Annotated in this window: 20 protein-coding genes; 6 read left to right on the forward strand and 14 right to left on the reverse strand. The window is 65.9% G+C overall.

Translation table 11 applies throughout. The features are described 5' to 3' along the window. Positions 1-6: 6 nt before the first annotated feature. Entirely contained in the window at positions 7-927 is a 921-nt protein-coding gene (locus DES52_RS06010; protein ID WP_110885900.1) for a hypothetical protein, read from the reverse strand. A gap of 80 nt (positions 928-1,007) precedes the next feature. On the opposite strand from DES52_RS06010, the gene DES52_RS06015 reads away from it, so the two are divergent. Together DES52_RS06015 and DES52_RS06020 are read left to right on the forward strand one after the other, a co-directional pair. Continuing rightward, positions 1,008-1,850, forward strand: coding sequence for a DegV family protein (locus DES52_RS06015; protein WP_110885901.1), 843 nt, complete (start codon positions 1,008-1,010; stop codon positions 1,848-1,850). Between the two features lie 9 nt (positions 1,851-1,859). Next, on the forward strand, positions 1,860-2,957 hold the full coding sequence (locus DES52_RS06020; RefSeq protein ID WP_110885902.1) for a serine hydrolase: 1,098 nt from the start codon (positions 1,860-1,862) through the stop codon (positions 2,955-2,957). Between the two features lie 54 nt (positions 2,958-3,011). Here the strand turns inward: DES52_RS06020 and DES52_RS06025 are convergent, their stop codons facing one another. Continuing rightward, a complete protein-coding gene (locus DES52_RS06025; protein WP_110885903.1) occupies positions 3,012-3,641 on the reverse strand; it encodes a hypothetical protein in 630 nt (209 codons plus the stop codon). A gap of 125 nt (positions 3,642-3,766) precedes the next feature. Between DES52_RS06025 and DES52_RS06030 the strand changes: the two genes are divergently transcribed. The 4 genes from DES52_RS06030 (at position 3,767) to DES52_RS06045 (ending at position 8,813) form a co-directional block, all read left to right on the forward strand. Then, entirely contained in the window at positions 3,767-4,873 is a 1,107-nt protein-coding gene (locus DES52_RS06030; RefSeq protein ID WP_245900758.1) for an N-acetylmuramoyl-L-alanine amidase family protein, read from the forward strand. A 26-nt stretch (positions 4,874-4,899) separates the two neighbouring features. Beyond that, positions 4,900-6,279, forward strand: coding sequence for a histidinol dehydrogenase (hisD, locus tag DES52_RS06035; protein WP_110885904.1), 1,380 nt, complete (start codon positions 4,900-4,902; stop codon positions 6,277-6,279). Further along, positions 6,276-6,908, forward strand: a complete 633-nt coding sequence (locus DES52_RS06040; protein WP_110885905.1) for a histidine phosphatase family protein — start codon at positions 6,276-6,278, stop codon at positions 6,906-6,908. Before hisD ends, DES52_RS06040 begins: the two co-directional genes overlap by 4 nt. Before the next feature lie 138 nt (positions 6,909-7,046). Beyond that, entirely contained in the window at positions 7,047-8,813 is a 1,767-nt protein-coding gene (locus DES52_RS06045; protein ID WP_110885906.1) for an ABC transporter substrate-binding protein, read from the forward strand. A 45-nt stretch (positions 8,814-8,858) separates the two neighbouring features. Here DES52_RS06045 and DES52_RS06050 read toward each other — a convergent pair whose 3' ends face one another. The 12 genes from DES52_RS06050 to DES52_RS06105 all read right to left on the reverse strand — a co-directional run bounded on the left by DES52_RS06050 (position 8,859) and on the right by DES52_RS06105 (position 21,405). Further along, positions 8,859-10,001, reverse strand: coding sequence for an amidohydrolase family protein (locus tag DES52_RS06050; protein ID WP_110885907.1), 1,143 nt, complete (start codon positions 9,999-10,001; stop codon positions 8,859-8,861). A gap of 58 nt (positions 10,002-10,059) precedes the next feature. Beyond that, a complete protein-coding gene (locus tag DES52_RS06055) occupies positions 10,060-10,791 on the reverse strand; it encodes a sporulation protein (protein ID WP_110885908.1) in 732 nt (243 codons plus the stop codon). Between the two features lie 75 nt (positions 10,792-10,866). Continuing rightward, on the reverse strand, positions 10,867-12,396 hold the full coding sequence (locus DES52_RS06060) for a gamma-glutamyltransferase family protein (RefSeq protein WP_110886136.1): 1,530 nt from the start codon (positions 12,394-12,396) through the stop codon (positions 10,867-10,869). Positions 12,397-12,484: 88 nt separating this feature from the next. After that, positions 12,485-13,747 carry a cation:proton antiporter domain-containing protein gene (locus DES52_RS06065; RefSeq protein WP_170130919.1) on the reverse strand — a complete coding sequence of 421 codons (1,263 nt, stop codon included), beginning with the start codon at positions 13,745-13,747 and terminating at the stop codon, positions 12,485-12,487. Next, positions 13,744-14,469, reverse strand: coding sequence for a MinD/ParA family ATP-binding protein (locus DES52_RS06070; protein ID WP_110885909.1), 726 nt, complete (start codon positions 14,467-14,469; stop codon positions 13,744-13,746). The genes DES52_RS06065 and DES52_RS06070 overlap by 4 nt, the downstream gene beginning before the upstream one ends. Next, positions 14,466-15,605, reverse strand: coding sequence for a HAMP domain-containing protein (locus DES52_RS06075; protein ID WP_110885910.1), 1,140 nt, complete (start codon positions 15,603-15,605; stop codon positions 14,466-14,468). Before DES52_RS06075 ends, DES52_RS06070 begins: the two co-directional genes overlap by 4 nt. Beyond that, positions 15,602-16,570, reverse strand: a complete 969-nt coding sequence (locus DES52_RS06080) for a D-alanine--D-alanine ligase family protein (RefSeq protein ID WP_170130920.1) — start codon at positions 16,568-16,570, stop codon at positions 15,602-15,604. The genes DES52_RS06075 and DES52_RS06080 overlap by 4 nt, the downstream gene beginning before the upstream one ends. 131 nt (positions 16,571-16,701) lie before the next feature. After that, the gene (locus DES52_RS06085) at positions 16,702-18,042 is read right to left on the reverse strand and encodes a hypothetical protein (protein ID WP_110885912.1); all 1,341 of its coding nucleotides are present in this window, start codon (positions 18,040-18,042) and stop codon (positions 16,702-16,704) included. Positions 18,043-18,069: 27 nt separating this feature from the next. Beyond that, positions 18,070-18,456 carry a hypothetical protein gene (locus tag DES52_RS06090; protein ID WP_110885913.1) on the reverse strand — a complete coding sequence of 129 codons (387 nt, stop codon included), beginning with the start codon at positions 18,454-18,456 and terminating at the stop codon, positions 18,070-18,072. A gap of 57 nt (positions 18,457-18,513) precedes the next feature. Beyond that, entirely contained in the window at positions 18,514-19,284 is a 771-nt protein-coding gene (locus DES52_RS06095; RefSeq protein ID WP_110885914.1) for a MinD/ParA family ATP-binding protein, read from the reverse strand. A gap of 17 nt (positions 19,285-19,301) precedes the next feature. Continuing rightward, positions 19,302-21,062 carry a SpoIIE family protein phosphatase gene (locus DES52_RS06100; RefSeq protein WP_110885915.1) on the reverse strand — a complete coding sequence of 587 codons (1,761 nt, stop codon included), beginning with the start codon at positions 21,060-21,062 and terminating at the stop codon, positions 19,302-19,304. 13 nt (positions 21,063-21,075) lie between these two features. Then, positions 21,076-21,405 (reverse strand): STAS domain-containing protein, encoded by a 330-nt coding sequence (locus DES52_RS06105; RefSeq protein ID WP_110885916.1) that lies wholly within the window; start codon positions 21,403-21,405, stop codon positions 21,076-21,078.

Genomic DNA, 21,405 nt, shown 5'->3' on the forward strand with positions numbered 1-21,405 from the left:
TCCGGGTCACTCGCCGTCCCTCGTCGCCTCCACGAGCTTCTCGGCGGCGACGAGGGCGCTCGGGCCGAGCGGAGCGCGCTCCAAGCCCAGCAGCGTGCTGAGACGCTCGCGCTTCGTCGGGCTGAGGTGCGCCCAGTTCGTGAGGTCCGCGCGGTGCGTTCGCGACGTCTCGTCGCGCAGCAAGCGCACGGCGCCGTCGAAGTAGCCGCACTGAAAGGCGGCGCGCGCCCGCCGTTCCTGCGCGACGAGGCCGAGGCCGCGCGTGGCAAGCAGGACGCGCCTCGCCTCGTCCTCGCCTCCGAAGCCGTACAAGCTGTCGAGGTGGTAGATGGCGCGGGGAAACTTGAGGCCTGCCACGGCGCGCCACGCGTGCGGCATACGCACTTCGAACTCGGGCCAGGCGTGCAGGTACGTCAGCAAGGCCGGGTAGACGAAGGCGAGGGCGACGTCCCGCGCGGTCACGAGCGCGACGATGTGCTGCGTGGCGGTGTGGCCGGGCCGAGACACCTCGCGCCCGACGATATCGAGTTGCTCGGCGGCCGAGTTGAGCAAGTCGCTGCGGTACGCGGCGAGACGTTCCTCGCTGAGATTCCAAAGCGTCTTCTGGATGCGCGCGAAGAAGCCGGTGGGGTCGTACGCCACGCGCGCGGTCGCGAGCAAGCCGAGCGGCGCGTCGGCGCGCGCCACTTCCCATTCTCGCCACGCTTCGAGCAGTTCGTACGGAAAGCGCTCGATCACCGTGCCCGCGCGCGTCTCCGTGGCATTCGAGACGAGACCGCGCTCGAAGGTGACGAGGGTGGGTACGCTGCCCGACCACGCTTGATCACTGCCGTAACTTCCCGCCCACGCGACGGCGCGCACCTTGCGCTCCCGCACGAGTCGATCGAGGACGTTCTCGGGTTCGCTGTGGGACGGGACAGGACTCACTGGGCGTCAGTCTAGCGCGAACCATGAGGCTTTGCGGGACACGCGAAGATGCCGCGTGAATCTTGCGTTAAAGTAACGCCATGATCACAATCGTCACCGACTCTACGAGCGACCTGCTGGAGTCGCACCTGAAGCAGTACGACATCACCTCGGTGCCGTTGTACGTGCTGTTCGGCGGATCGATGCTCAAGGACAGTCTCGAAATCAATCCTGGGCAGATCTTCCGTGGAGTCCGCGAAGGCAAGGCGCCGCCGAGCACGTCGCAGCCGAGTCCCGCCGAGTTCGCCGAGGCGTACCGCAAGGCGCTCGAAAAGGCGGATCACGTTTTGTCCATTCACCTCAGCTCGCAATTGTCGGGCACGATGGGCAGCGCGAATCTCGCCGCGCAAGAGTTCGGCGGCAAGGTGACGGTCGTGGACTCGAAGAGCGTCTCGGCCGGCCTCGGCATGCAAGTCCTGCGCGCGGCCCAGCGCGCGCGTGAAGGCCGCAGCGTGTCGGACATCGTGGCGGAACTCGAAGGCGTGCAGCGCGCGATGAACATCCGCTTCACGGTGGACACGTTGGAGTTCTTGCGCCGTAACGGCCGCATCGGCGGCGCGCAAGCGTTGCTGGGCGGGTTGCTCAACATCAAGCCGATCTTGGAAGTGCGCGGCGGACGCGTCGAGGCGGGCGGGCGCGTGCGCGGACACAAGAAGGCGGTTCAGGACATCGTGGATCACGTGCGCAACTTCGCGAGCGCCCACTCGAACGCGCGGGCGATGTTTCTGTACACGGAAGGCGGCGAGGAAAGCTTGAGGGAAGTGCGGGCGGGCCTCACGGGCGTGAACGTGCACGACCTCGGCGCGCTCACGATCGGCGCGGTCGTGGCGACGCACGCCGGTCCCGGCGCGTTCGGCGTGGCGATGGAGCCCTCGCTTTCCTGATTTCGCACCATGGGCCGACGTCGACGTGGCAAGCATCCTCTGAAGAACAAGGGCCGTTACGTCCTGTTGGGGCTGGCCCTGTTCGGCGCGTGGTCGTGGTGGCGTGACACGCGCGCGGAAGCTCATCCCAAATTGACCTTGGCGCACATGTCGTGCGTGCGTCCCGGCGCCTTCGAAGCCGCGCCCGAGCCGCCGAGTCGGCTCACGGGACGGCTCGGCTTGTGGGTGGCGGTCGTGGACCCTGAAACGCTGCAACCCGTGAAGGCGGTCGCGACCGATCCGAACGGCGTGTACCCTTTGGCGAGTTCGTACAAGCAAGCGGTGCTGTGGGAAGCGTTGCGGCAAGTCGACGAAGGCAAGCTGCGCCTCGACGAGACCTTCGACGTGGACCACGGCAGTCAAAGCCTCGGCAACTATCCGTACGACGATTCGACGACGCGCACGCTTCTGCACCGCATGATTCACAACTCCGACAACACGGCGACGGACATCTTGCACCGCCGCGTCGGACTGGAGGCGGTGCAAAAGCTCGCCGACGATCTCGACTTGTGCCGCACGCGCTTGATCTTGCCGACGAAGACGTGGTGGGTGGCGCAGGCGGGCCTCGACAAGAACTGGCCGGGCGCGGGCGTGTTCGCGCAGGCCAGCCCCGAGGAGCGCGCCCGAATCGCGCACCATCTCGACGAGACGGCCCGTGGCGTTCGCGCGGACGTGCTGCAACAAAAGCTCGACGATTACTTCGAGGAGCGGTACGACGAGGGCGCGGACATCGGAACGCACAACGTCTCGACGCCCTTCGAGTTTGGCACGCTCATCGCGCACGAGTTCTTGAGGCCGAAGTTGTCGTCGGCGTCGCGCGCCGTGCAGCGCGAGGTGATGGCGACGGGCTTCGGCCGCAGCGCCCTCCACGCTCCGGTCACGTACTTCGGCGGCAAGGGCGGCAACGGCTGGAAGATCCTGACGATGACGGGATACTTCGAGACGCCGAACGGGCAGCACGTCGTGTACGCGTTCATGCAGCACGGCTCGCACGAGGATTACACGATGGGCAACATCCGCGCGGCGTTCGCGTGGATCAACGACGCCGTGAAGGCGGTGCTGAATTGAAGGTCGAACGTGTGGCGCGGGCAAGGTAGCGTGCGCGCTTCACGTCCCGATCGGTCACTTCCAGTAAGCCTCGTACTGTTTCACGATGGCGGCGTTGGGGCGGCTCGTGGCGACCGGTTTGTTCTTGCCGTCCCACGTGACGAGCAGCACGGCGTCAGGTCGCGCGTTGCCGAGACGCGTTCCGCCGAAGCTGTAACGGTAGTTGCCGCGCATAACGGCACGACGATGTTGGTAATCGACGACGACGGTATCGGCTTGCATGATCGGCGTGACGCTCTTGACGCTTCCCGTGGCGGAAACGATCTTCGAGTCGGCTTCCAAGGTGAGGGACGCCGCCGTGAGGCCGCGCACGCGCGAATCGTTGTACACGAGGTTGCCCTTCGCCGTGAGGTCGCCTTTGGCGGCGCTGTACTCGACGTTGTCGGCGCTGAGTGCGCCGCCGTCTTCGGTGGTGAGCTTCGCGCCGCGCGCGCGAAGCCACGCCCCGTCCTTGAATTCGATGTAACGCGCGTCGACCGTCACGCCGCGCTCGGCGTCCGTGGCGACGCCGCCCGCCTCGAGGACGGTCGCGCCCGTTTGCAAGTTGAGCTTTTGATTGCCGTACGGCTTGATTTGGAAGCCTGCGAAGGTCGCGGCGGACGCGATTCCCAGCGCGGCGAGCATCGTCACGACGAGGCGTTTCATGAGATCGAGTCTAGCGAGGAGCCGCTGAGAGACGTGAAAAAGGACGTCAGCCGGACGTCAGCCCCTCATCGTTCTCAGATTCGTGTGCACGCGCGCCGAGGCGAATGCTTTACACTGCGCGCAACGTGAAGCGGCACACTTCCCTCCTTCTCGCGTCCCTCTTGATCGGTACGTTCTCGTTGGCTGCTCCGCGCATCGGCAACCACGACGGTTTCACACGCGTCGTATTCGACTTGCCGAGCGACGCGACCGCGACGACGAAAGTGCTGGGACGCAGCGTCAGCGTTCAAGTCGGCGCCGCCCTGAAATCCGAGCGTGGCTCGCTGCGAACCAACGACGTCACCGCCTATGACGTTCAAGGTGGAACGCGAGCAAGCACGGTCACGCTCACGGTGGCGTCGGGCCGCAAGGTGAACGCCTTCGTGATTCCCGCCAAAGGCTCGACGCCCGCGCGCCTCGTCGTGGACGTCGGCACGAACGTGGACCGAAGCGCGAGCGAACAAAGCGCGGCCGTCGTGCGGCCCGCCGCGCTCGGCGCGCCCGTCGCGCCTCGCCTCAAGGTCGTGCTCGACCCGGGTCACGGAGGCATCGACAACGGCATGGTGGGCTTCGTCATGGAAAAAGAGGTGACGCTCGACGTGTCGCAGCGCGTGCGCGAGAAGTTGCGCGCCGCCGGAATCGACGTGGTGATGACGCGCGACCGCGACACGCAGTTGTCGGTCAACAAACCTGTCGACCTCAACATGCGAGCGAACTTGGCGAACGTCGGTACCGTCAACGCGTACGTGTCGATTCACGTCAACGCCTCGACGAGTTCGAGCGCGCAAGGCATCGAGACGTGGGTGTTCGGGCAGCTGCTCGACTCGGGCAGTCGAGCGGTGGCCGTGCGCGAAAACGGGGGCGGCGCGGTCGGTGAGCGCGTCACGCGTGAAAGCGCGAACATCGCGCAAAGCCTTTTGGGTGACTTGATCGCGCAGAGCAAGCTGACGTACTCGAAGAAGCTCGCGAGCATGGTGCAGCGAAACCTCATCGCGTCGACGGGCGCGACGAACCGTGGCATCGGCACCGCGCCCTTCGCCGTGATCCGAGAGACGCGCACGCCCGCCATCCTGATCGAGCTCGGCTTCGGCTCGCATCCCGTGGAGGGTCGCAAGCTCGGCGACTCCACGTACCGCGACACCTTGGCGACGGCGATCGCCAACGCCATCGCCGAGTTCCTGCACGCCAAGTGAGCGGAAAAATAAGCTAGATTCTTGCCGTGAACATCTTGACGGGATCGGCGGCGCGCGCGGCCTTGACGAGGCGCTTCGGTGAAGAGCGCGTGCCCGAGTCGGTGCTGGACCGCAACGAGGCGTTGTTCGGCGAGCGCCTCACGCCCGCGCAAGTCGTGGAGCGCATCCTTGCGGACGTGAGGGCCCGAGGCGACGAAGCGCTGCGCGAGTGGACGCGTCGACTCGACGGAGTCGACGTCGAGGCGTTGCGCGTGCCCGACGAGGACGTGGCGGCGGCGACCGTCGACGCCGACTTGCACGCCGCCATTCGCGTGGCGTGCCAGCGGGTGCGGGCCTTTTATGAACGGCAGCCCGCGCACGGCTGGATGCACCACGACGACCTCGGTGCGCTCGGGCAGATCGTGCGGCCGATCGAGCGCGTCGGCGTTTACGTGCCGGGCGGACTCGCACCGCTGATCAGTACCTTGATTCACACGGCGGTCGTCGCGAAGGTCGCGGGCGTGCCGGAGATCGTCGTGGCGACGCCTCCGAACAAGGACGGCTCGGTTCACGAGGCGATTCTCGTGGCGGCGCGCGAAGTCGGCGTGTCGGGCGTGTACCGCGTGGGCGGCGCGCAGGCGATCGCGGCGTTGGCGTTCGGCACGGCGAGCTTGAAGCGCGTCGACAAGATCGCGGGACCGGGAAATTCCTTCGTGGTGATCGCCAAGCGCTTGGTGTTCGGCGAAGTCGGGATCGAGAGCTTGCCGGGTCCGACGGAGACGCTCGTGCTGGCCGACGAAACGGCCGATCCTCGCTTCGTCGCGGCGGATTTGCTGGCGCAAGCCGAACATCTCGGAGCGGAACCCGTCCTCGTCACGACGAGTCGCGCGTTGCTGATCGAGGTGGAACGCGAGTTGCACCGACAGTTGGAGGCGCTGCCCGAGCCGAATCGTTCGTGGGCGCGTGACTCGGTGGGCGCGCGCTTCAAGATCGTCCTCGCCGACTCGCTCGACGAAGCCTTCGACTTCGCGAACCTCTACGCGCCCGAACACTTGTGCCTGCTGACGAAGGATCCGTGGAGCTTGCTCGGAAAGGTGCGCAAGGCGGGCGGCGTGTTCGTCGGCGAAGCCTCGATGGAGGCGCTGGGCGACTACGCGGCCGGGCCTAGCCACGTCATGCCGACGGGCGGCACCGCGCGCTTTTCCAGTCCCGTGAACGTACGCGACTTTCAAAACATCATCTCGGTCGTCGGCGTGAACGAGCGGGCCTTGCAAGAGGTGGGGCCGCACGCGGCGAGGCTGGCGCGCGCCGAGGGCTTGGAGGCGCACGCGCGGGCGATCGAGGCGCGTCTGGCGCCCGTGGGGCAGCAAGACCGAGCGAGTGACGAACTCACCGCCCTCACCGACCTCGCCCGAGGCGGCGAGTGAGCGCGGTGCTGACCCTCGTTCGGCACGGTCGAACGGCCCACAACGCGGCGGGACGACTGCAAGGCTACGCGGACGTGCCGCTCGACGAGGTGGGATTGACGCAAGCGGCGCGCGTGGCGCGTCGGTTGGCCCGCGAGGCGCCGCGCGTGACGCGGATCTTTTCGAGCGACCTGACGCGCGCCGCGCAGACGGCCGCCGCGATCGGGGCTGCGACCGACGTCTCCGTGGAGACGTCCCCTCAGTTGCGCGAGATCAGCGTCGGAATCTGGGAAGGGCGCCGAATGGACGAACTCGCGCTCGAGGAGCCTGCCGCGTTCGCGGCTTGGCCCATCACGTACGCCCCGCCCGGAGGCGAGACGGTCGGCGAGGCGGGCGCTCGCCTCCGGCGTTTCTTCGACGAGTTGACGTTCGAGCACGGCGAGCACGTCGTGCTCGTGTCGCACGGCGCGGCGATCACCGGCATGCTCGCGTCGCTGCTGAGTTGGGATCTGGCTGAAGTGTGGCGCGAACGGCGCGGAGATCACGTCAACACCGCCCTGACGCAGCTCGACGTGTCGGGGAAGGGGGCTCCAGGCGTGCGTGTTTTGGCATGCGCGCGGCATCTCGAGGACGCCTCGTTCCAAAAATGAAGCGACGCTCAAGGCCTTTGCAGCGCGCAAGAAGTTCTTGTGGTACGTTTGTGCGCGTGTGACTCACGTTCGTCAGGAGGAAGCGGATTTGCGCTCATCTTCGGACGATAGTCTCTCTATCCAGGAGGAAGCATAAACATGCGAGCTATTTCTGTTGCTGCACTGTCGGCGACGCTGCTTCTCGGCGTCGCGTCGGCTCAAACCAAAGTCACCAAGCCCTTCGTGTGGCCGGCCGCCTGGTCGGACACCCCGGCCAAGTCGGCCAAGAAGGGTGGCGTGTTGCGCCAGTCCGCGATTTCGGACTTCAAGACCTACAACCCGTTCACCACGGCCGAAGCGGGAAGCATTCCCTCGATCGAGGAAGTCGGTACGACCGGCCTCGTCACGCAAGATCCCCGCACGGACGACTTCATTCCTTACATGGCCGAGTCGTACAAAGCCTCGGCCGACGGCAAGGTCTACACCTTCACCCTGCGCAAGGGCATGAAGTTCAGCGACGGCCAGGAAATCACGGCCGACGACTTCGTCACGACCTTCAACATCACGATGGACGAGAAGGTCGGCTCGCAAGCGCGCGACGGCTTCATCATCAACGGCAAGCCCGTCACGATGAAGAAGCTCGGCACGTACGAGTTGCAAGTGACGTTCCCCTCGAAGGACGTCACCGCCTTCGCCAAGCTCACGCTCGCCCCCGAACCCGACCACATCTGGGGCAAGGCGTACCGCTCGGGCGGCGCGGAAGCCGTCAAGAAGCTGTACTCGCTCAACACTCCCGCCAAGGAACTCGTCACGGCGGGCGCGTGGGTGCTGTCGGGCTACCGAGTCGGTGAGCGCGCCTCCTTCGTGAAGAACAAGTACTGGGGCGAGTGGAACAAGGACAGCGCGGGCAACGCCCTGCCGTACCTGGACGGTCAGTCCTTCACGATCGTGAAGGACACGAACGCCGACCTCGCCGCGTTCCTCGCGGGCCAAACCGACATCGCGCCGATCTCCAAGGCGGACGACCTCGCGCAGATCAAGTCGGCGATCGACAAGGGCAGCCTCAAGGCGAACTTCTACCCGAACGTCGGCCCGAACTCCACGTCGTCGTGGATCGTGTTCAACTGGAACAAGAGCGACGACCCCGCCAAGCAAGCGTTGTTCCGCAACGAGAAGTTCCGTCAAGCGATGAGCCAACTCGCCAACCGCGCCGCGATGGTGAAGCTCGTCCTCGGCGGTCTCGGCTCCGAGGTCTACACCTCGGTGTACCCGGTGTTCAACAGCTTCATCCCGAAGGACCTCAAGACCTTCAAATACGACCCGGCCGCCGCCGTGAAGACGCTGGCGGGCCTCGGGTACACCAAGAAGGACTCCAGCGGCTACCTCGTCAACGCCAAGGGTGACCGCGTCGAGTTCGACCTCGTGACGAACGCGGGCAACAAAGAGCGCGAGCAAATGATGCAGATCTTCGCGGACGAAGCCAAGAAGGTCGGCGTGAAGGTCAACGCGAAGTCCATCGACTTCAACAACCTCGTCAACGCCCTCACGGCGTCGGGCGACAAGCGTCCGTTCGATGCGATCCTGCTCGGCCTCTCGGGCGGCGACAACATCTGGCCGTTCGGCAGCAACGTCGTTCCGTGCGACGGCGGCCTGCACTTCTGGAACATGAGCGGCAAGTGCCTCGACACCGACGAGAAGAAGATCTCCGATCTGTACTTCCAAGGGCTCCAAGAGTCGAGCACCGCCAAGCGTCGCGCGATCGCCGCCGATCTGCTGCGTACGGAAAGCACCTTGCAACCCGTCGTCTACCTTATCGCGACGAACTACCACGTGGCCTTCAACAGCCGCGTCGGCGGCGCGATGCCCCGCAACCTCTGGAGCAGCTACTACGGCAGCCGCCTCCTCCCGCTGACGTACATCAAGTAAGACGTGTCCGCCACACCTCCTCGCCTTTACGGGCGAGGAGGTTTTTCATGCCTGCCAAGCGTAAGCTTCGCGCCACGGCTCGCCTCGGCGAATGAAGGGCACGCTCTCCCCCAGCACGCGCGCTCCTCCTTTCACCGCCGCGCGCACGAACACGCGGTCGTCGAGGTTCGGGTAGGCGGCGCGGGCGAAGGCGAGTTCGTCGTGCACGTCGAGCGTTTCCCCGCTCGCGACGGAGTCGGTGCCGACGGCGACCTCCACACCGAGGCGCGCGAAGAGCGGCCAGTCGAAGGTGCCGCACTGCAAGTTCGCGTTGCTGCGCGGGCACGTCACGACCGTGCTGCCCGCCGAAGCGACGATCTTCACGTCGTCCTCGGTGACGTGAACCATGTGGATCAAGGTGGGCTTGGCGTCCAGCACGCCGAGATCGGCGAGGTACGACACGGGCGTGAGGGCCGAATCGGGCGATCGCCCGAAGATCGTCGCGAGGTCGAGTTTCACCACGCGCCCGAAGGACTCGGCGAGCGGCCCCGTCCCGGCGGCGAACAACGCGAGCTCGCTGCCGTGCTCGGCGACATGGATTTGCATGGGCAAGGCTTCGCGGCGCGCGTAATCGGCCAGCAAGCGAAACAATTCGTGCGAGACGGTGTACGACGCGTGCGGTGAAAGACCCACCTTCACGCCGCGCCCCTCCAGCCGACGCCACGCCTCCACACGCTCGACGGTCTTTCGAAAGGTGTCCTTCGCCGTCGCCGGATCGGGATCGAGCACTTCCCAGTACGCCACGCCCGGCAAGGTCGACTCGGACAGCAGGAAGGTCATGACGTCGGGGTCCCACACGATGTCGCCGAACGCCGAGACTCGCGAAGCTTCGAGTGACGCGAACCCGAGCCGAGCCCCGGCGAGGCCACGCTTTTCGCGGTTGGCGATCACGACTTCGGGAATCCAGCGAAAGTAAGGCAACGCTTGGAAATCGTACGAGCTCATGTCGAGATGCGTGTGCGCGTTGACGGCGAGGGGCGCGATGACGGCGCCCACGTACGTTTCCACGGCGTGCGGAAACGACGAGCGCAACTCGGCGAGGCGACCGGTCGCGGCGACGGTGTCGTCGGAGACGACGACGCCCGCGTCTCGTTGAGGCAAGCCCATTCCGGTGTACACGACGTCGGCGGTGAGAAGGCGAAGCGACATGCGGCCATCATACGGTCGAGGGTCGAGGACCGGCGGCCCTCGACCCTCGAGGTTCGACTTACATGCCGCGAATTCGGTCGCCAAGTTCGCGGGCGATGACGTCGGGTCCCGCCGCGATGAGTTGCGGCGAGAGTTCCCAGCGCGAACGCGATTCGAACTCCTCGACGAACAAGGCGGCCATGCCGCGCGCTCGGCGGTCCACTTCGATGATCACGCCGAGACGGTCCGCTTGCGCGAAGAGGACGAATTCGACTTCCGCCACGCTGTACGCGCCGTACGGCGGAACGAACTCCAGTTCCTGCACGAAGCGGCCCTTGCTGTACTCGATCTCGGACTTCTTGAAGCGCAACCCGAGACGCTCGACGCCCGCCAGGAACGCTTCGACGGGCGCGTTCGGCAAGACCGTCAAGGCGTCCGAGTCGCCGGGATCGACGGCCGCCGAGATGGCGGCGCCCGTCTGCACCCACAACTTCGTGCCGTACATCGAGAGCGGAACGCTGTAGCCGATCGGGAAGCGGAAGGGAACTTCACGCGTTTCTCCCGGCTTGAGGTCGAGACGGCCCGACACGGTCTGCGTATGCACGGCGTGGTTGTGATACGTGTCTTCATGCTTGTACTGCGTCATGACGTACAAGTTGATGTGCTCGATGGTCTGGGCGACGTTGCCGCCGCGCACGACGACCCGTCCGCTGAGCGTCTCTCCGAGGCGCACTTGCGAGGAGTCGAGTTGCGTGTCCACCTTCGCCGCGCCGAAGCCCACGGAAGCCAACATTTTGTTCAGGAAGCTCATGCCATTAATGTACGCGGCGCACGGGGACAAAGTTGCAACAATGCGCCTCGTACATCAACGGCAAATGAAGCGGCGTCAGTAGGCGGCGACGACGCCGTCGGCGCGCGACTCGGTTCCGCCTTGCAGCACGCCCGTCCCGGGATCGCGCCAGATGATCTGTCCGCGCCCGAATGCGCCCGGCTCGAGGTTCACGCGCACGTCGTGTCCGCGCGCGGCGAGAGCGCGGGCCAAGGTCGCGCCGACTTCGTGCTCCACTTCCACCGTGCGCCCCCCGGTCCACTGCCAACGCGGCGCGTCGAGGGCGTCTTGCGCGTCCATGGCGTGCCGCAAAGTGTTCACGACGACTTGCAAGTGTCCTTGCGGTTGCATGAAGCCGCCCATCACGCCGAACGGCCCGACGGCTTCGCCTTCTCGCGTCAGGAAGCCGGGGATGATGGTGTGGTACGGCCGCTTCGACGGCGCGATCTCGTTGGGATGACCGGCTTCCAAGCTGAAGTTGTGCCCTCGGTTTTGCAAGGCGATGCCCGTGCCGGGCACGACGAGGCCGCTTCCGAAACCCATGTAGTTGCTTTGGATGAACGACACCATGCCGCCCTCGCCGTCCGCCGTGCACAAGTACACCGTGCCGCCGGGATTCGGCTCGCCCGCCGCCGGATCGAGCGCCGTGTCCGAGATCAGTTCGGCGCGGCGCGCGTGATAAGCCGGTTCGAGCAACGCCGCCGTCGGAACGTCCACGACGCGCGGATCCGCGACGTAACGGTGGGCGTCGACGAAGCCGAGCTTCATCGCCTCGATTTGGCGATGCACGAACTCGACGTCGTCGCGCGCCTCGCCGAGCTTTCCGAGGATGCCGAGCGCGACAAGCGCCGCGATGCCCTGTCCGTTGGGTGGAATCTCGTGCACCTCGTGTCCGTCGTATTCGACCGAGATCGGCTTCACCCACTCGGACGCGTGCGAGGCGAGGTCCGAGGCGCGCAACAACCCGCCCGTCTCCCTGGCGAAGCGGTCGATTCGCTCGGCGAGTTCGCCTTCGTAAAAGTCGGCGGCGCCGCTCTTCGCGATGCGCTCCAGCGTGCGCGCGTGCCCCTCGGACGACCAAAAGGCCCCCGGCCTCGGATCGAAGTTCGCGGGCGCGAACGTCTCGAAGAACGATTGCAGCAACGGATCGTTCGCCGCGCGGTAGATCTGGACCGCGCGCTTCCAGTAACGCGCGAGCACCGGAGACAGAGGATAGCCGTTGCGCGCGTACGAGATCGCCGGGCCGAGCACGCGCTCGAAGGGCAGACGACCGAACCGAGCGTGGAGATCCGCCCACGCCCTCGGCGCTCCCGGCACCGTCACGGGCAACCAACCACGCGTCGGCAACTTCCCTTCAGAAAGGGCGTCGCGCGACAAAAGCGCCGGCGAACGGCCCGAGCCGTTGAGTCCGTGCAGTTCGCCGCCGTGCCACACGAGCGCGAACGCGTCCGCACCGATTCCGTTGGACGTCGGTTCCACCACCGTGAGGGTCGCCGCCGTCGCGATGGCGGCGTCCACGGCGTTCCCCCCTTCTCTCAGTACGTAGAGGCCCGCTTGAGCGGCGAGCGGCTGAGAAGTCGCCACCATGCCGTGCTTCGCGTACACCGTTTGCCGACGAGGACGAGGAAAGTCGAACACCACGGAAGTGTACCAAGCGCGGCGGACTCCTGTGCCCTCAAGGAGGCATGGGCGAGCCGGGCGAGCCGGGCATCACGCGATTGAGACGCCCTTGGCTCCAAGACGCGAGCGGCCCCGCGATGAGCGTCGTCGAAACCGCCATGAGAACCATCACGGCGAAGAGGTTGTCGGTGATGAGGCCGCGTTGAAGGCCGACGTTGAGGACGATGAGCTCGACGAGGCCGCGGGCGTTCATGAGCGCGCCGACACCGACGGAGGTATAAGTGTCCAAGCCGCTCGCCCTCGCGGCGAGAAAGCTCGCCAGCCCTTTTCCGGCGCACGCCACGAACAGCACGACGAGGGCAGTCCACCACACGGCGGGCGAACTCAGCGAGGCGAACTTCGTGTTCAGGCCGCTGAAGGCGAAGAAGATCGGCAACAACAGCGTGACCGTGAAAGGTTCGAGCGTACGGACGACGGCGTGGGCGCGCTCGGTGCGCGGCGTGACGAGGCCGAGCAGGAACGCGCCGAAGATGGCGTGAACGCCGATGAGTTCGGTGGTGAGAGCGCAGACGAGCAAGGTGGCGAGCAAGGCGACGGGAATTTCGCCCGAATTCGGCGTCGTGTCGGGCAAAAGGCGGCGCAGAATCGGCCGCACGACGAAGACGAGCAAAGCGGCGAAGGCGACCGTGAGCAGCACGGTGCGCACCGCGCCCGCGAATTGTCCGGCGGTGGCGGCGAGCGCGAAGGCCAGCAGGCACCACGCGACGACGTCCGACACGGCTCCCGCCGCGAGGGCCAGCACGCCGACTCGGTCGTGCAGCAGACCGCGCTCCTTGACGATGCGCGACAGTACCGGCAAGGCCGTGATGGACATGGCGGCCCCGAGGAAGAGCAGCGCCGCCGTGCGCGGCGTGCCGCTCGGAAACAGCGTGGCGTTGTCGTGCCACGCCCAAGCGAGCAACGCGCCGAGGATGAAGGGCGCGGCCAAGCCCGCCACGGCGACCGCCGCGCCTTCGCGGGCGAGGCGCTTCATGCGGGTGACGTCGAGTTCGAGCCCGACGATGAACACGTACAGCACGAGGCCGATTTGCCCGAGGGCGTTCAAGACGTCGCGCCCCTCGGGCGGAAACAAGGCGCGCTGCACGTCGGGCAAGGCGGCGCCGAGCAACGACGGCCCCAGCAGGATTCCCGCGAGGATCTCGCCGACGACGCGCGGTTGGCCGACACGGCGTAACAGGGCCCCGAGGGCGCGGCACGCGATCAAGATGACCGTGACTTGCGTCAGCAGCAGTGCCACGCCGCTCAATTCGATCGTCACTCGGCTCGCTCCCGTCGACCGAGGGTCGGCGCAAGCCTGACCCACAAGTTCGCGAGGGCCGCGTCGAGCGTGTCGGGCGTTTCGGCGTACGGCACGACGAGCGTGTCCGCGTCGTAGGTGCCCGACACCCTCGCTTCGATGGCGCGCTCGTCGTACGACGGCAAGACCATGTTCACGAGGAGCCGCACCGACGGCACCCCGAGTTTGCGCGCGACGTCGGCCGTGACGCCCGTTCCTTGGTAATCTTGCTGATCGAGGCGCATGACGAGCAGCAAGTCGTCGGCGAGGGCGATGGCGGGCAGCGACTGCTCGCCGAGACCTGCCGCCGCGTCCAGCACGATGAGGTCCAGCTCGAGTTCGGCGCGCAGTTCGCTCAGGGCGCGGTCGAGTTGTTCGACGGACAGTCTCGTGCGGGCGGTGCGCGCGACTTCCGTCGGATGGTCGTTGACGCACCCGACGAACAGCGTGCCCGAACGAACGACTTGCAAGGGCGTCATGATGTCGGCGGCTCGGCAAGCGCCGACGAGGAAGTCGTTGAGGTAGAAGCGTGGAGCATCGAGGTGCAGCAACGTCTGCAAGGACGGCGCGCCGAGGTCCGCCTCGATGAGGGCGACGCGGGCGCCGCGCGACGCGAGAACGGCGAGGCGAGCGGCGAGCGTCGTCTTGCCCGAACCGCGTACGAACGAATGCAGTACGAGTGTCGGGGGAACGCGCGACGTCATGGAGACGGCTCCCTGGGGTCCGTGTCGGACTCGTCTGCGCGCGGCTGGCTCGCGCGGGCGCGCATGGAGGCCGCCTTGCCCTTGAGGTCACGGAAGAAGTCGGTGTCGACGATTTCCTTGACCTGCTTTTCCTTCTTCGCTTGATCGATCTCGATGCGCAGTTCCAACACTTCGCGCCGCAAGGACTGCTCGCGTTCACGCACCTTCTCGGTCATGCCGGTGAGCACTTGGGCGAGCACCACGATCTCGTCGCGGGTACGCACGCGCACCAAACGACCGAAATCTTGGTTGTAGTCACCGTCGCCGACCTTCTCGGCGGCGGCGGTGAGAACGGTGATCGGACGCGTCAAGACGCCCGAGACGATGTAGACGAGGAAGAACAGCACGAGGTACACCATGGCGAACACGAGCGCGACTTGTCCGAGGATGGCGTTTTGCACGTCGTCGACTTCGGACGCGGTGAAGTCGATGCCGACCGCGCCGACGACTTGCCCTTTCGAATCGAGAATCGGGTGGTAGGCGGAGACCCACTTGCCCCACTCGTCCTCGTACCCGACGCGGCCGAGCGGGTTGAACGACGTCAAGCCGAGCCGCCCCCAGAAGGTCTCGCTGAGGTCGGCGCCGCGCCGATTTCGCGGCATGTTGAGCTGCACTTGCGTCAAGCCGCGCCACAAGTTGCCTTTGCTGACGAAGGTGTCCTTGAACTGCACGGCGCGCCGCACGTCGTCCGTGGTGGACCACAAATCGGTCATCCAGACAATCTCGTTTTCCTTCGTGCCTCGAACGTACGTGTACGGCCAAGCGCGCGGTTCGATCGCGTGAATGCGCTGAAACTCGTCGATTTCGCGTTTGTAGCGTGGATCGTCGGAGAAGCCCGCCTTGTTGGCCTTGCCCGACGCGGCGAGACGACTCAGATTTTCGCCGTCGATGTTCGCGGCGGCGCCCGCCGCCGTCTCGACGAGGTCTTGCCGAATGCGGGCCAAGGCGTTTTCCGTGCTGAACCAGTAAAACCAGTAAAAGGCCGCCGCGAAGACGACCGTGAAGATCAAGGTGAAGCCTATGAGCAGCTTGGCGCGCAGTGACAACTTACGTTGGCGACGTGCGGGCGTCGATAGGGTGGACGGCGTCGCGGTCATCGTGTCCCTTTCCGGGCGGGAAGCGCCCCGTGCGGCGAGATGCACGCCCTGCGATGGGCGCTATCGACGACGAGTTGAAGCAAGTCGCGGTACGTCATGCCTCGCTCGCGCGCCATGAGGACCATCCCCGAGTGGCGGGCGTCGAGGTTCGGCAGGGAATTGATTTCGAGCAGTTGCGGCGCGCCGTGCTCGTCGGCGCGCAAGTCGACGCGGCCGAGATCTCGGGCGTCCACGGCGTGGTACGCGCGCAGGGCGAGGTCTTCGAGGTGCGCGCGCAGCGAGGCGTCCTCCACGGGCTCGGACAAGCGGCCGAGCGCCTTGTGGTGCTCCTTTTCGTGAAACGTCCGCACGGCGTCCGGGGCAGTAGTGAGGTAGCGCACGGCTCCGAGCGCGAACGCTTCGCGTCCGGTTCCGACGATGCCGACGCCGTAATCGGGACCGGGCAGGAAGCGTTCGAGCAGGGCGGGCTGCCCGTAGACGCGCTGCACGTGCTCGACACGCGCCGCCGCCGAGGCGACGTCACGAACGACGGCGCTCTCGTCGATGCCCTTCGAGGAACCTTCGTGCAGCGGTTTGACGAAGAGCGGGAACTCCACGGGAAGCTCCGGGCCGAGGTCGTTCGGCGAGGCGGCGACGAACCAAGGCGCCGTCGGCAGGTCGTGCGCGCGCCACACGCGCTTCGTGAAGTCTTTGTCGAGCGTGAGCGCGAGGGTGAGAGGATCGGAGCCCGTGTAGGGCACGCCGACCGCCTCGAGCAGGGCCGGGACGTGCGCTTCGCGCGAACGGCCTCCGAGTCCCTCGGCGATGTTGAACACGAGGTCCCAGCGATCGCCCGCCGCGACACGCCGAAGCAGCGCGTCGAAATTCCCGATGCGGTCCACGGCGTATCCGAGGCTCGCCAAAGCTTCCTCCAACGCGCGAATGGTCGGCTCCTCGTCGAACTCGCCGAAGAAATCGGGGGGCAAGTTCGGACTTCGCGAGTAGTCTTCGCGGCGATCGAAAGTGAGGCCAAGGCGGAGCGGAGGCACGGTGTTCCTTTCATTGGAGAAGGGGCGGACGGCGGAAATAGTCACGAAAGCACCTCACGCGTCGAGAGTCACAAGTTCAGGCGGTCGAGGACGCTCGACGTGCGGCCTCGGCGCTTCAAACGCCAGTTGAGCATGCTCTGGTCGTACGAGAGGGACATGCGGCGCACGAGGTACCACGCGAGCAGCGCGCTCATGGCGGCGACCCCGAGGTACACGGCGCCCGTGACGAGCGGCAGGTGAGCGCCGAGCACCACGATTCCGAAGGTCAGAAGCGACGCGACGATCGTGCCGAACGACAACACATAGCTGTCCATGAACATGCTGACGCGGCCGCGCCGTTCTTCGGGCACCACGCCTTGCAAGGACTTGCGGGCCGAATCGTCGACGGTGTCGCGCGTCGTCTTTTGCAGGGTCATGCCGAACGCGCCGCCGAGCACGCCGGGCAGCGCGAACATACATGCGACGGCCAGGAAGTACGCGATCGGCGCGACGTAAAAGGCTTTTTTCAAAGTCAGCCGTTGCAGCAGGCGCGACGTCACGAGCAGTTGCAGCGAAAAAGCCAGCAAGACGTTCACGAGGCGGTAAAGGCTGTAGAAGGTCTCATAACTGCCAGCGGCCGCGAAGGCTTCGCTGGTGATTCTGAAAAAATGGAATTCGACGATCGTCTCCGTCACGGCGAGGGCGACCATGGCGCCGGTGAGGTAGCGAAAAGCGGGCACTTCGCGCACGAACTCCCAGCCTTCCGTGAGCGTTTCGCGCATGCCCTCGGCGCGTTTGCTGAGGGCCGTGGTGGGCTGAAGGTCGCGCCCGAGCGTCAAGAAGGTCAGCAGGATGCCGAGGTACACGGCCGCGTTGACCAGCACGAGCGACTCCAGTCCGGCGCCGCTGCGCGCGAGCAGCGCCGGAACGAGCGCCGCGAAGCCGAGGCCGAGCAGGCGTCCCGCGAACGCGAAGGACGACACGACGGGAATGATGCGCGTGCTTTGCGAGGTGGTGAACAAGCCGTTCGCGAACGCCCAGAACACCAGCGGAAAGAACAGCCACTGCTGCTCGGCGAGCATGTACAACGCGCCGTAGCTCAACCAGCCCGGCGCGCCGATCCAGAACAAGCAGCGCACGCCCACGAAGGCGAGCGCGAACACCAGCGTCACGGCGACGAAGAGCTTGCGGCGCTCGAAGCGGTCCACGACGAGACTTTGCGCCCCCGTCAGCACGGCGATGAGGGCGAAGTCGATGATCCACACCAGCAAGATGTTGTCGACGTCCGTCTCGGCGAGGAAGCCCGCGACGGACGAGACGTACGAGATTTGCATCGCGAAGGCGTTGCACAGCAGCATGAGGCCGAGAACCAGGACGGGGCGCCATTCACCCGCCCTGAGGTTCAACACGTTGGCACGGAGCGTCGTCAAGGAATCGGCCTTTCGCAGTGGATCAGGTCAAGCGTCGGTTTCGTCGAGGTGATCGAGGACCTTCGTCCACACGTCGAGCGGTTTGTCGCGGCGGTGCGCCCGCGCGTACCACAGGCGGTAGTGCGGCTCGCCGTCCTCGGCGTCCTCGACAGTCTTGAGAAAGCCGTGGTCGAGCAGCAGATCCACGACGGCGTTCGTTTGCGCGGGGTCCAGCGCGAGCTCGCTGGAAAAGACGTCGAGGGTGACGCTGCCCTCTCGTATGACACGCTGCAGCGTCGTTCGCAGCGGGTCGCTGATGTGGACGAGGTCGCCGAGTTTGACGCCCTCCCCTTTGGGCCAAGCGTGAATTTCCGAGACAATGTAATCGAACACACCCAGCGAGTCGCCCGCGATTTGATCCGTCGACCTCTCCATACGCCTCCTGTGCGCGACCGCACGCCCTCGAACTCGATCATCGAGTTCACGAAACAATCAGACACGGACTGTTGGTCCGTACACGCTCTTTGCCACGCCGCGCATGCGCTCGGTGAGCGAATGGTTGGGGTAGCGGGCGACGAACACGCCTTGACTCGCAAGGGCCATCATCTCGTCGGAGTGAGGAAGCACGGCCGCGACCTCGCAGCCGTAGGAGTTTTCGACGCGCTTCTTGACGTCGCGCTCGTCGAAGATATTGGGCATCTTGTTCACGACGATCACCATGCGCGGCACGTCGAGGTGACGGCCGATCTCGACGGTGACCGACGTTCCCTGGAAGTCTTGCTGGTCGGGCCGCATGACCACGACGAGGGCGTCGCTGATGGCGATCGACAGCAACGTCTCCTCGCCGACGCCCGGGTGCGTGTCGATGATCAAGGCGTCGAGCCGCGCCTTTTCCACGAGGCGCTGAAAGCCGTCGTTGAGCAGACCGGGGTCGTACCCTTCGCGCAGCACGCGGCTGATTTCGCTCGTTCGAATGCTCGACGGCACGAGCAGCACCTTGCCCGAGATGGGCACGCCGAGCTTGGGCGTGACGTCGTGCACCGCCTCCTCGATGTCGCACTTGCCCCACAAGTAGTCGTTGAGGGTGTGGCGCATCTCGGTCGGTTCGAGGTTGAACAGCACGTGAATGCCCGGCGACTGGATGTCGGTGTCGACGACCCCGACGCGCAGACCTTGCATGGCGAGCAGGGTGGCGAGGTTGGCGGACGTGTTGGACTTGCCGGTGCCGCCGCGGAACGAGTGGATGGAGATGATTTTAGACACGCTGACCTCCCGTGGATTTACGCTGAGCTTGGTCGAGCGTCGCCGTCGCGACGCAGGCACATCATGGTGATGTCGTCGAACTGCGCGGCCGCACCGATGTGCGTCAGCAACTCGTCGCGAACTCGCTCGATGCTGCCGCGCGCGGTGGGCGCGGGCGTTTGCAGCAAGCCGTACAGGCGCTTTTCCGTGAAGAAGCGGCCCGTGATGTCTTTGGCGTCTGTGACGCCGTCGGTGTGCAAGAAGAGCGTGTCTCCCGGCAGCAAATTCGCCTGTTGAATCGTGAAGTTGGCGCCGGGCAGGATGCCGACGGCGGGCCCGGTGGGCTTCAACAGCTCACGCTCGCCGTTGGCGCGGATAAGGACGGGCGGGTTGTGTCCCGCGTTGATGTAGATGAGGTTGCCGCTTTGCGGATCGAGCAGGCCCATGAACATCGTCGCGAAGTACCCGGTGAGGCCGTGGTTCTCGGTGATGTAATTGTTGGTGCTCTCGATGGCGTGCATGAGAGGACCCGTGCCGATGCTCGGAAGGCTTTGACGGCGCCGTTCTGGATCGCCGCGCAGCCAATCACGGTTCTCGGTGATCGACGTGTTCTTGCCCATCCAGCTCAACGACACGTTCTGCTGCGCGTTCGAGCGAACGAGCGTGCGAAACAGCGCCATGAACAGGGCCGCGCCGACGCCCTTGTCGCACACGTCGGCGATCAAGAAGGCGAGGCGGCGTCCGTTGATGAGTTCGAACGCGTCGTAGAAGTCCCCGGCGACTTCGCGCGCGGGCCGGAAGAACGCGGTGAGCTCCCAGCCGCTCGGTTGCGGTAGCGTCTCGGGCAGAAACGAGAGCTGGATGTCGCGCCCGATCTGCACGTCACGCTCGATCAGCAGCAAGGCCGCCTTCTTCGTGACGTCCTCTTGGTGCTCGGTGAGGCGCTTGCGTTCGCGGGCATGCTCGACGCGCACCCGCACGAGGTCAGGTTCGATAGAGCCCGCGAGGTAATCTTGCGCGCCTAGGCCCAGCAAGGCGCGCACGGCGTTGAGCTGGTCGGGGCGCGTGGCGTACGCGAGAACGAAGGGCTTCGCGCCGAGCGGCAGCGCCGACAAGCCGCCGATCAAGTCCTCGGCTTCCCTGGGGTCGATGTCGTCGGGAACGATCAGGACCTCGATTTCGCCCGCCTCCAGAAGCGGACGCGCCTCGCTCGGGCTGGTCGCGCCGAACACCGCGTACCCGCAGCCTTTGAGGGCCGCGCTGAGAGCGGCGCTGCTCATCTTGCCTTCGTACAGCAGCACGCTCGGGCCGCGGGTGCTCACCTCCGGCGTGACGCTTTGTGGACCGCAGTTCATCACGAAGATGTTGCGGTTGCGGCCCTCCACGAACTCGTAGCGAAATTCGTCGACGCCGCGGAGCGTGAGGTAGACGCCGAGCCCGCCGATGTCACGCTCGTGCAGGGGCGCGGCGAGGTCGTCGGGCATCGTCGTCTTGAGAGGATCGTACGGCACCGCCTCGTCTTCGAGGGTGACGGTGAGGGCGTGCGGAGCGAGGCGCGCGCTGATCGTGATGTCGCCGTTTAAGCCCGCCTCGTCGTAGCCGTGCGTGACGATGTTCGTCGCGATTTCGTCCACGGCGAGGCGAAGGCGGTACGCGGCCTTCTTGTCGAGGTTGGCGACGTCGGCGGCACGCAGCACGAACGCCGCGAGGTCGTCGAGGGCGTCGAGCGTGCCCGGGACCTTCAAGACCTCGAAGTGCTCGTGGGATGTGACGGCCGCGCCTGGAATAGGGTCGCTCATGAAGTCATCGCCTTTAGGCAGGCTGGTACTCGGCTTGCATCACGACACTGTGATGAAAGCCCGTCATTTCGATCGTCTCGGCGACGCTTTCCTGCGCGCCGATGACGTAGATGTCGGTGCTCGCGCCCATCTTCTGCTTCGCGAACACGAGGGCGCGCAAGCCTGCCGACGCCATGTAGTCGAGGGCGCTCATCATCAAGACGAGCTTCGACGGGTGCGCGCCCGCCGCGTTTTCGATGGCCGTGCGGAAGACCGGGGCGCTCGCCGCGTCGAGTTGTCCCGTGAGGGTGATGATGGCGGTACCGGATTGCGAGGTCGTATCGAGTTGAGCGTCGAAAGCCAT

Origin of the sequence: Deinococcus yavapaiensis KR-236 (genome assembly GCF_003217515.1) — a bacterium.
Lineage (GTDB): Bacteria > Deinococcota > Deinococci > Deinococcales > Deinococcaceae > Deinococcus_A > Deinococcus_A yavapaiensis.

Bases quoted from the DNA above. Each gene is read 5' to 3' on its own strand.
- DES52_RS06015 (WP_110885901.1), top strand. From the start codon at position 1,008: ATGATCACAATCGTCACCGACTCTACGAGCGACCTGCTGGAGTCGCAC.
- DES52_RS06020 (WP_110885902.1), top strand. From the start codon at position 1,860: ATGGGCCGACGTCGACGTGGCAAGCATCCTCTGAAGAACAAGGGCCGT.
- DES52_RS06025 (WP_110885903.1), bottom strand. From the start codon at position 3,641: ATGAAACGCCTCGTCGTGACGATGCTCGCCGCGCTGGGAATCGCGTCC.
- DES52_RS06045 (WP_110885906.1), top strand. From the start codon at position 7,047: ATGCGAGCTATTTCTGTTGCTGCACTGTCGGCGACGCTGCTTCTCGGC.
- DES52_RS06050 (WP_110885907.1), bottom strand. From the start codon at position 10,001: ATGTCGCTTCGCCTTCTCACCGCCGACGTCGTGTACACCGGAATGGGC.
- DES52_RS06055 (WP_110885908.1), bottom strand. From the start codon at position 10,791: ATGAGCTTCCTGAACAAAATGTTGGCTTCCGTGGGCTTCGGCGCGGCG.
- DES52_RS06060 (WP_110886136.1), bottom strand. From the start codon at position 12,396: ATGGTGGCGACTTCTCAGCCGCTCGCCGCTCAAGCGGGCCTCTACGTA.
- DES52_RS06070 (WP_110885909.1), bottom strand. From the start codon at position 14,469: ATGACGTCGCGCGTTCCCCCGACACTCGTACTGCATTCGTTCGTACGC.
- DES52_RS06075 (WP_110885910.1), bottom strand. From the start codon at position 15,605: ATGACCGCGACGCCGTCCACCCTATCGACGCCCGCACGTCGCCAACGT.
- DES52_RS06090 (WP_110885913.1), bottom strand. From the start codon at position 18,456: ATGGAGAGGTCGACGGATCAAATCGCGGGCGACTCGCTGGGTGTGTTC.
- DES52_RS06100 (WP_110885915.1), bottom strand. From the start codon at position 21,062: ATGAGCGACCCTATTCCAGGCGCGGCCGTCACATCCCACGAGCACTTC.
- DES52_RS06105 (WP_110885916.1), bottom strand. From the start codon at position 21,405: ATGGCTTTCGACGCTCAACTCGATACGACCTCGCAATCCGGTACCGCC.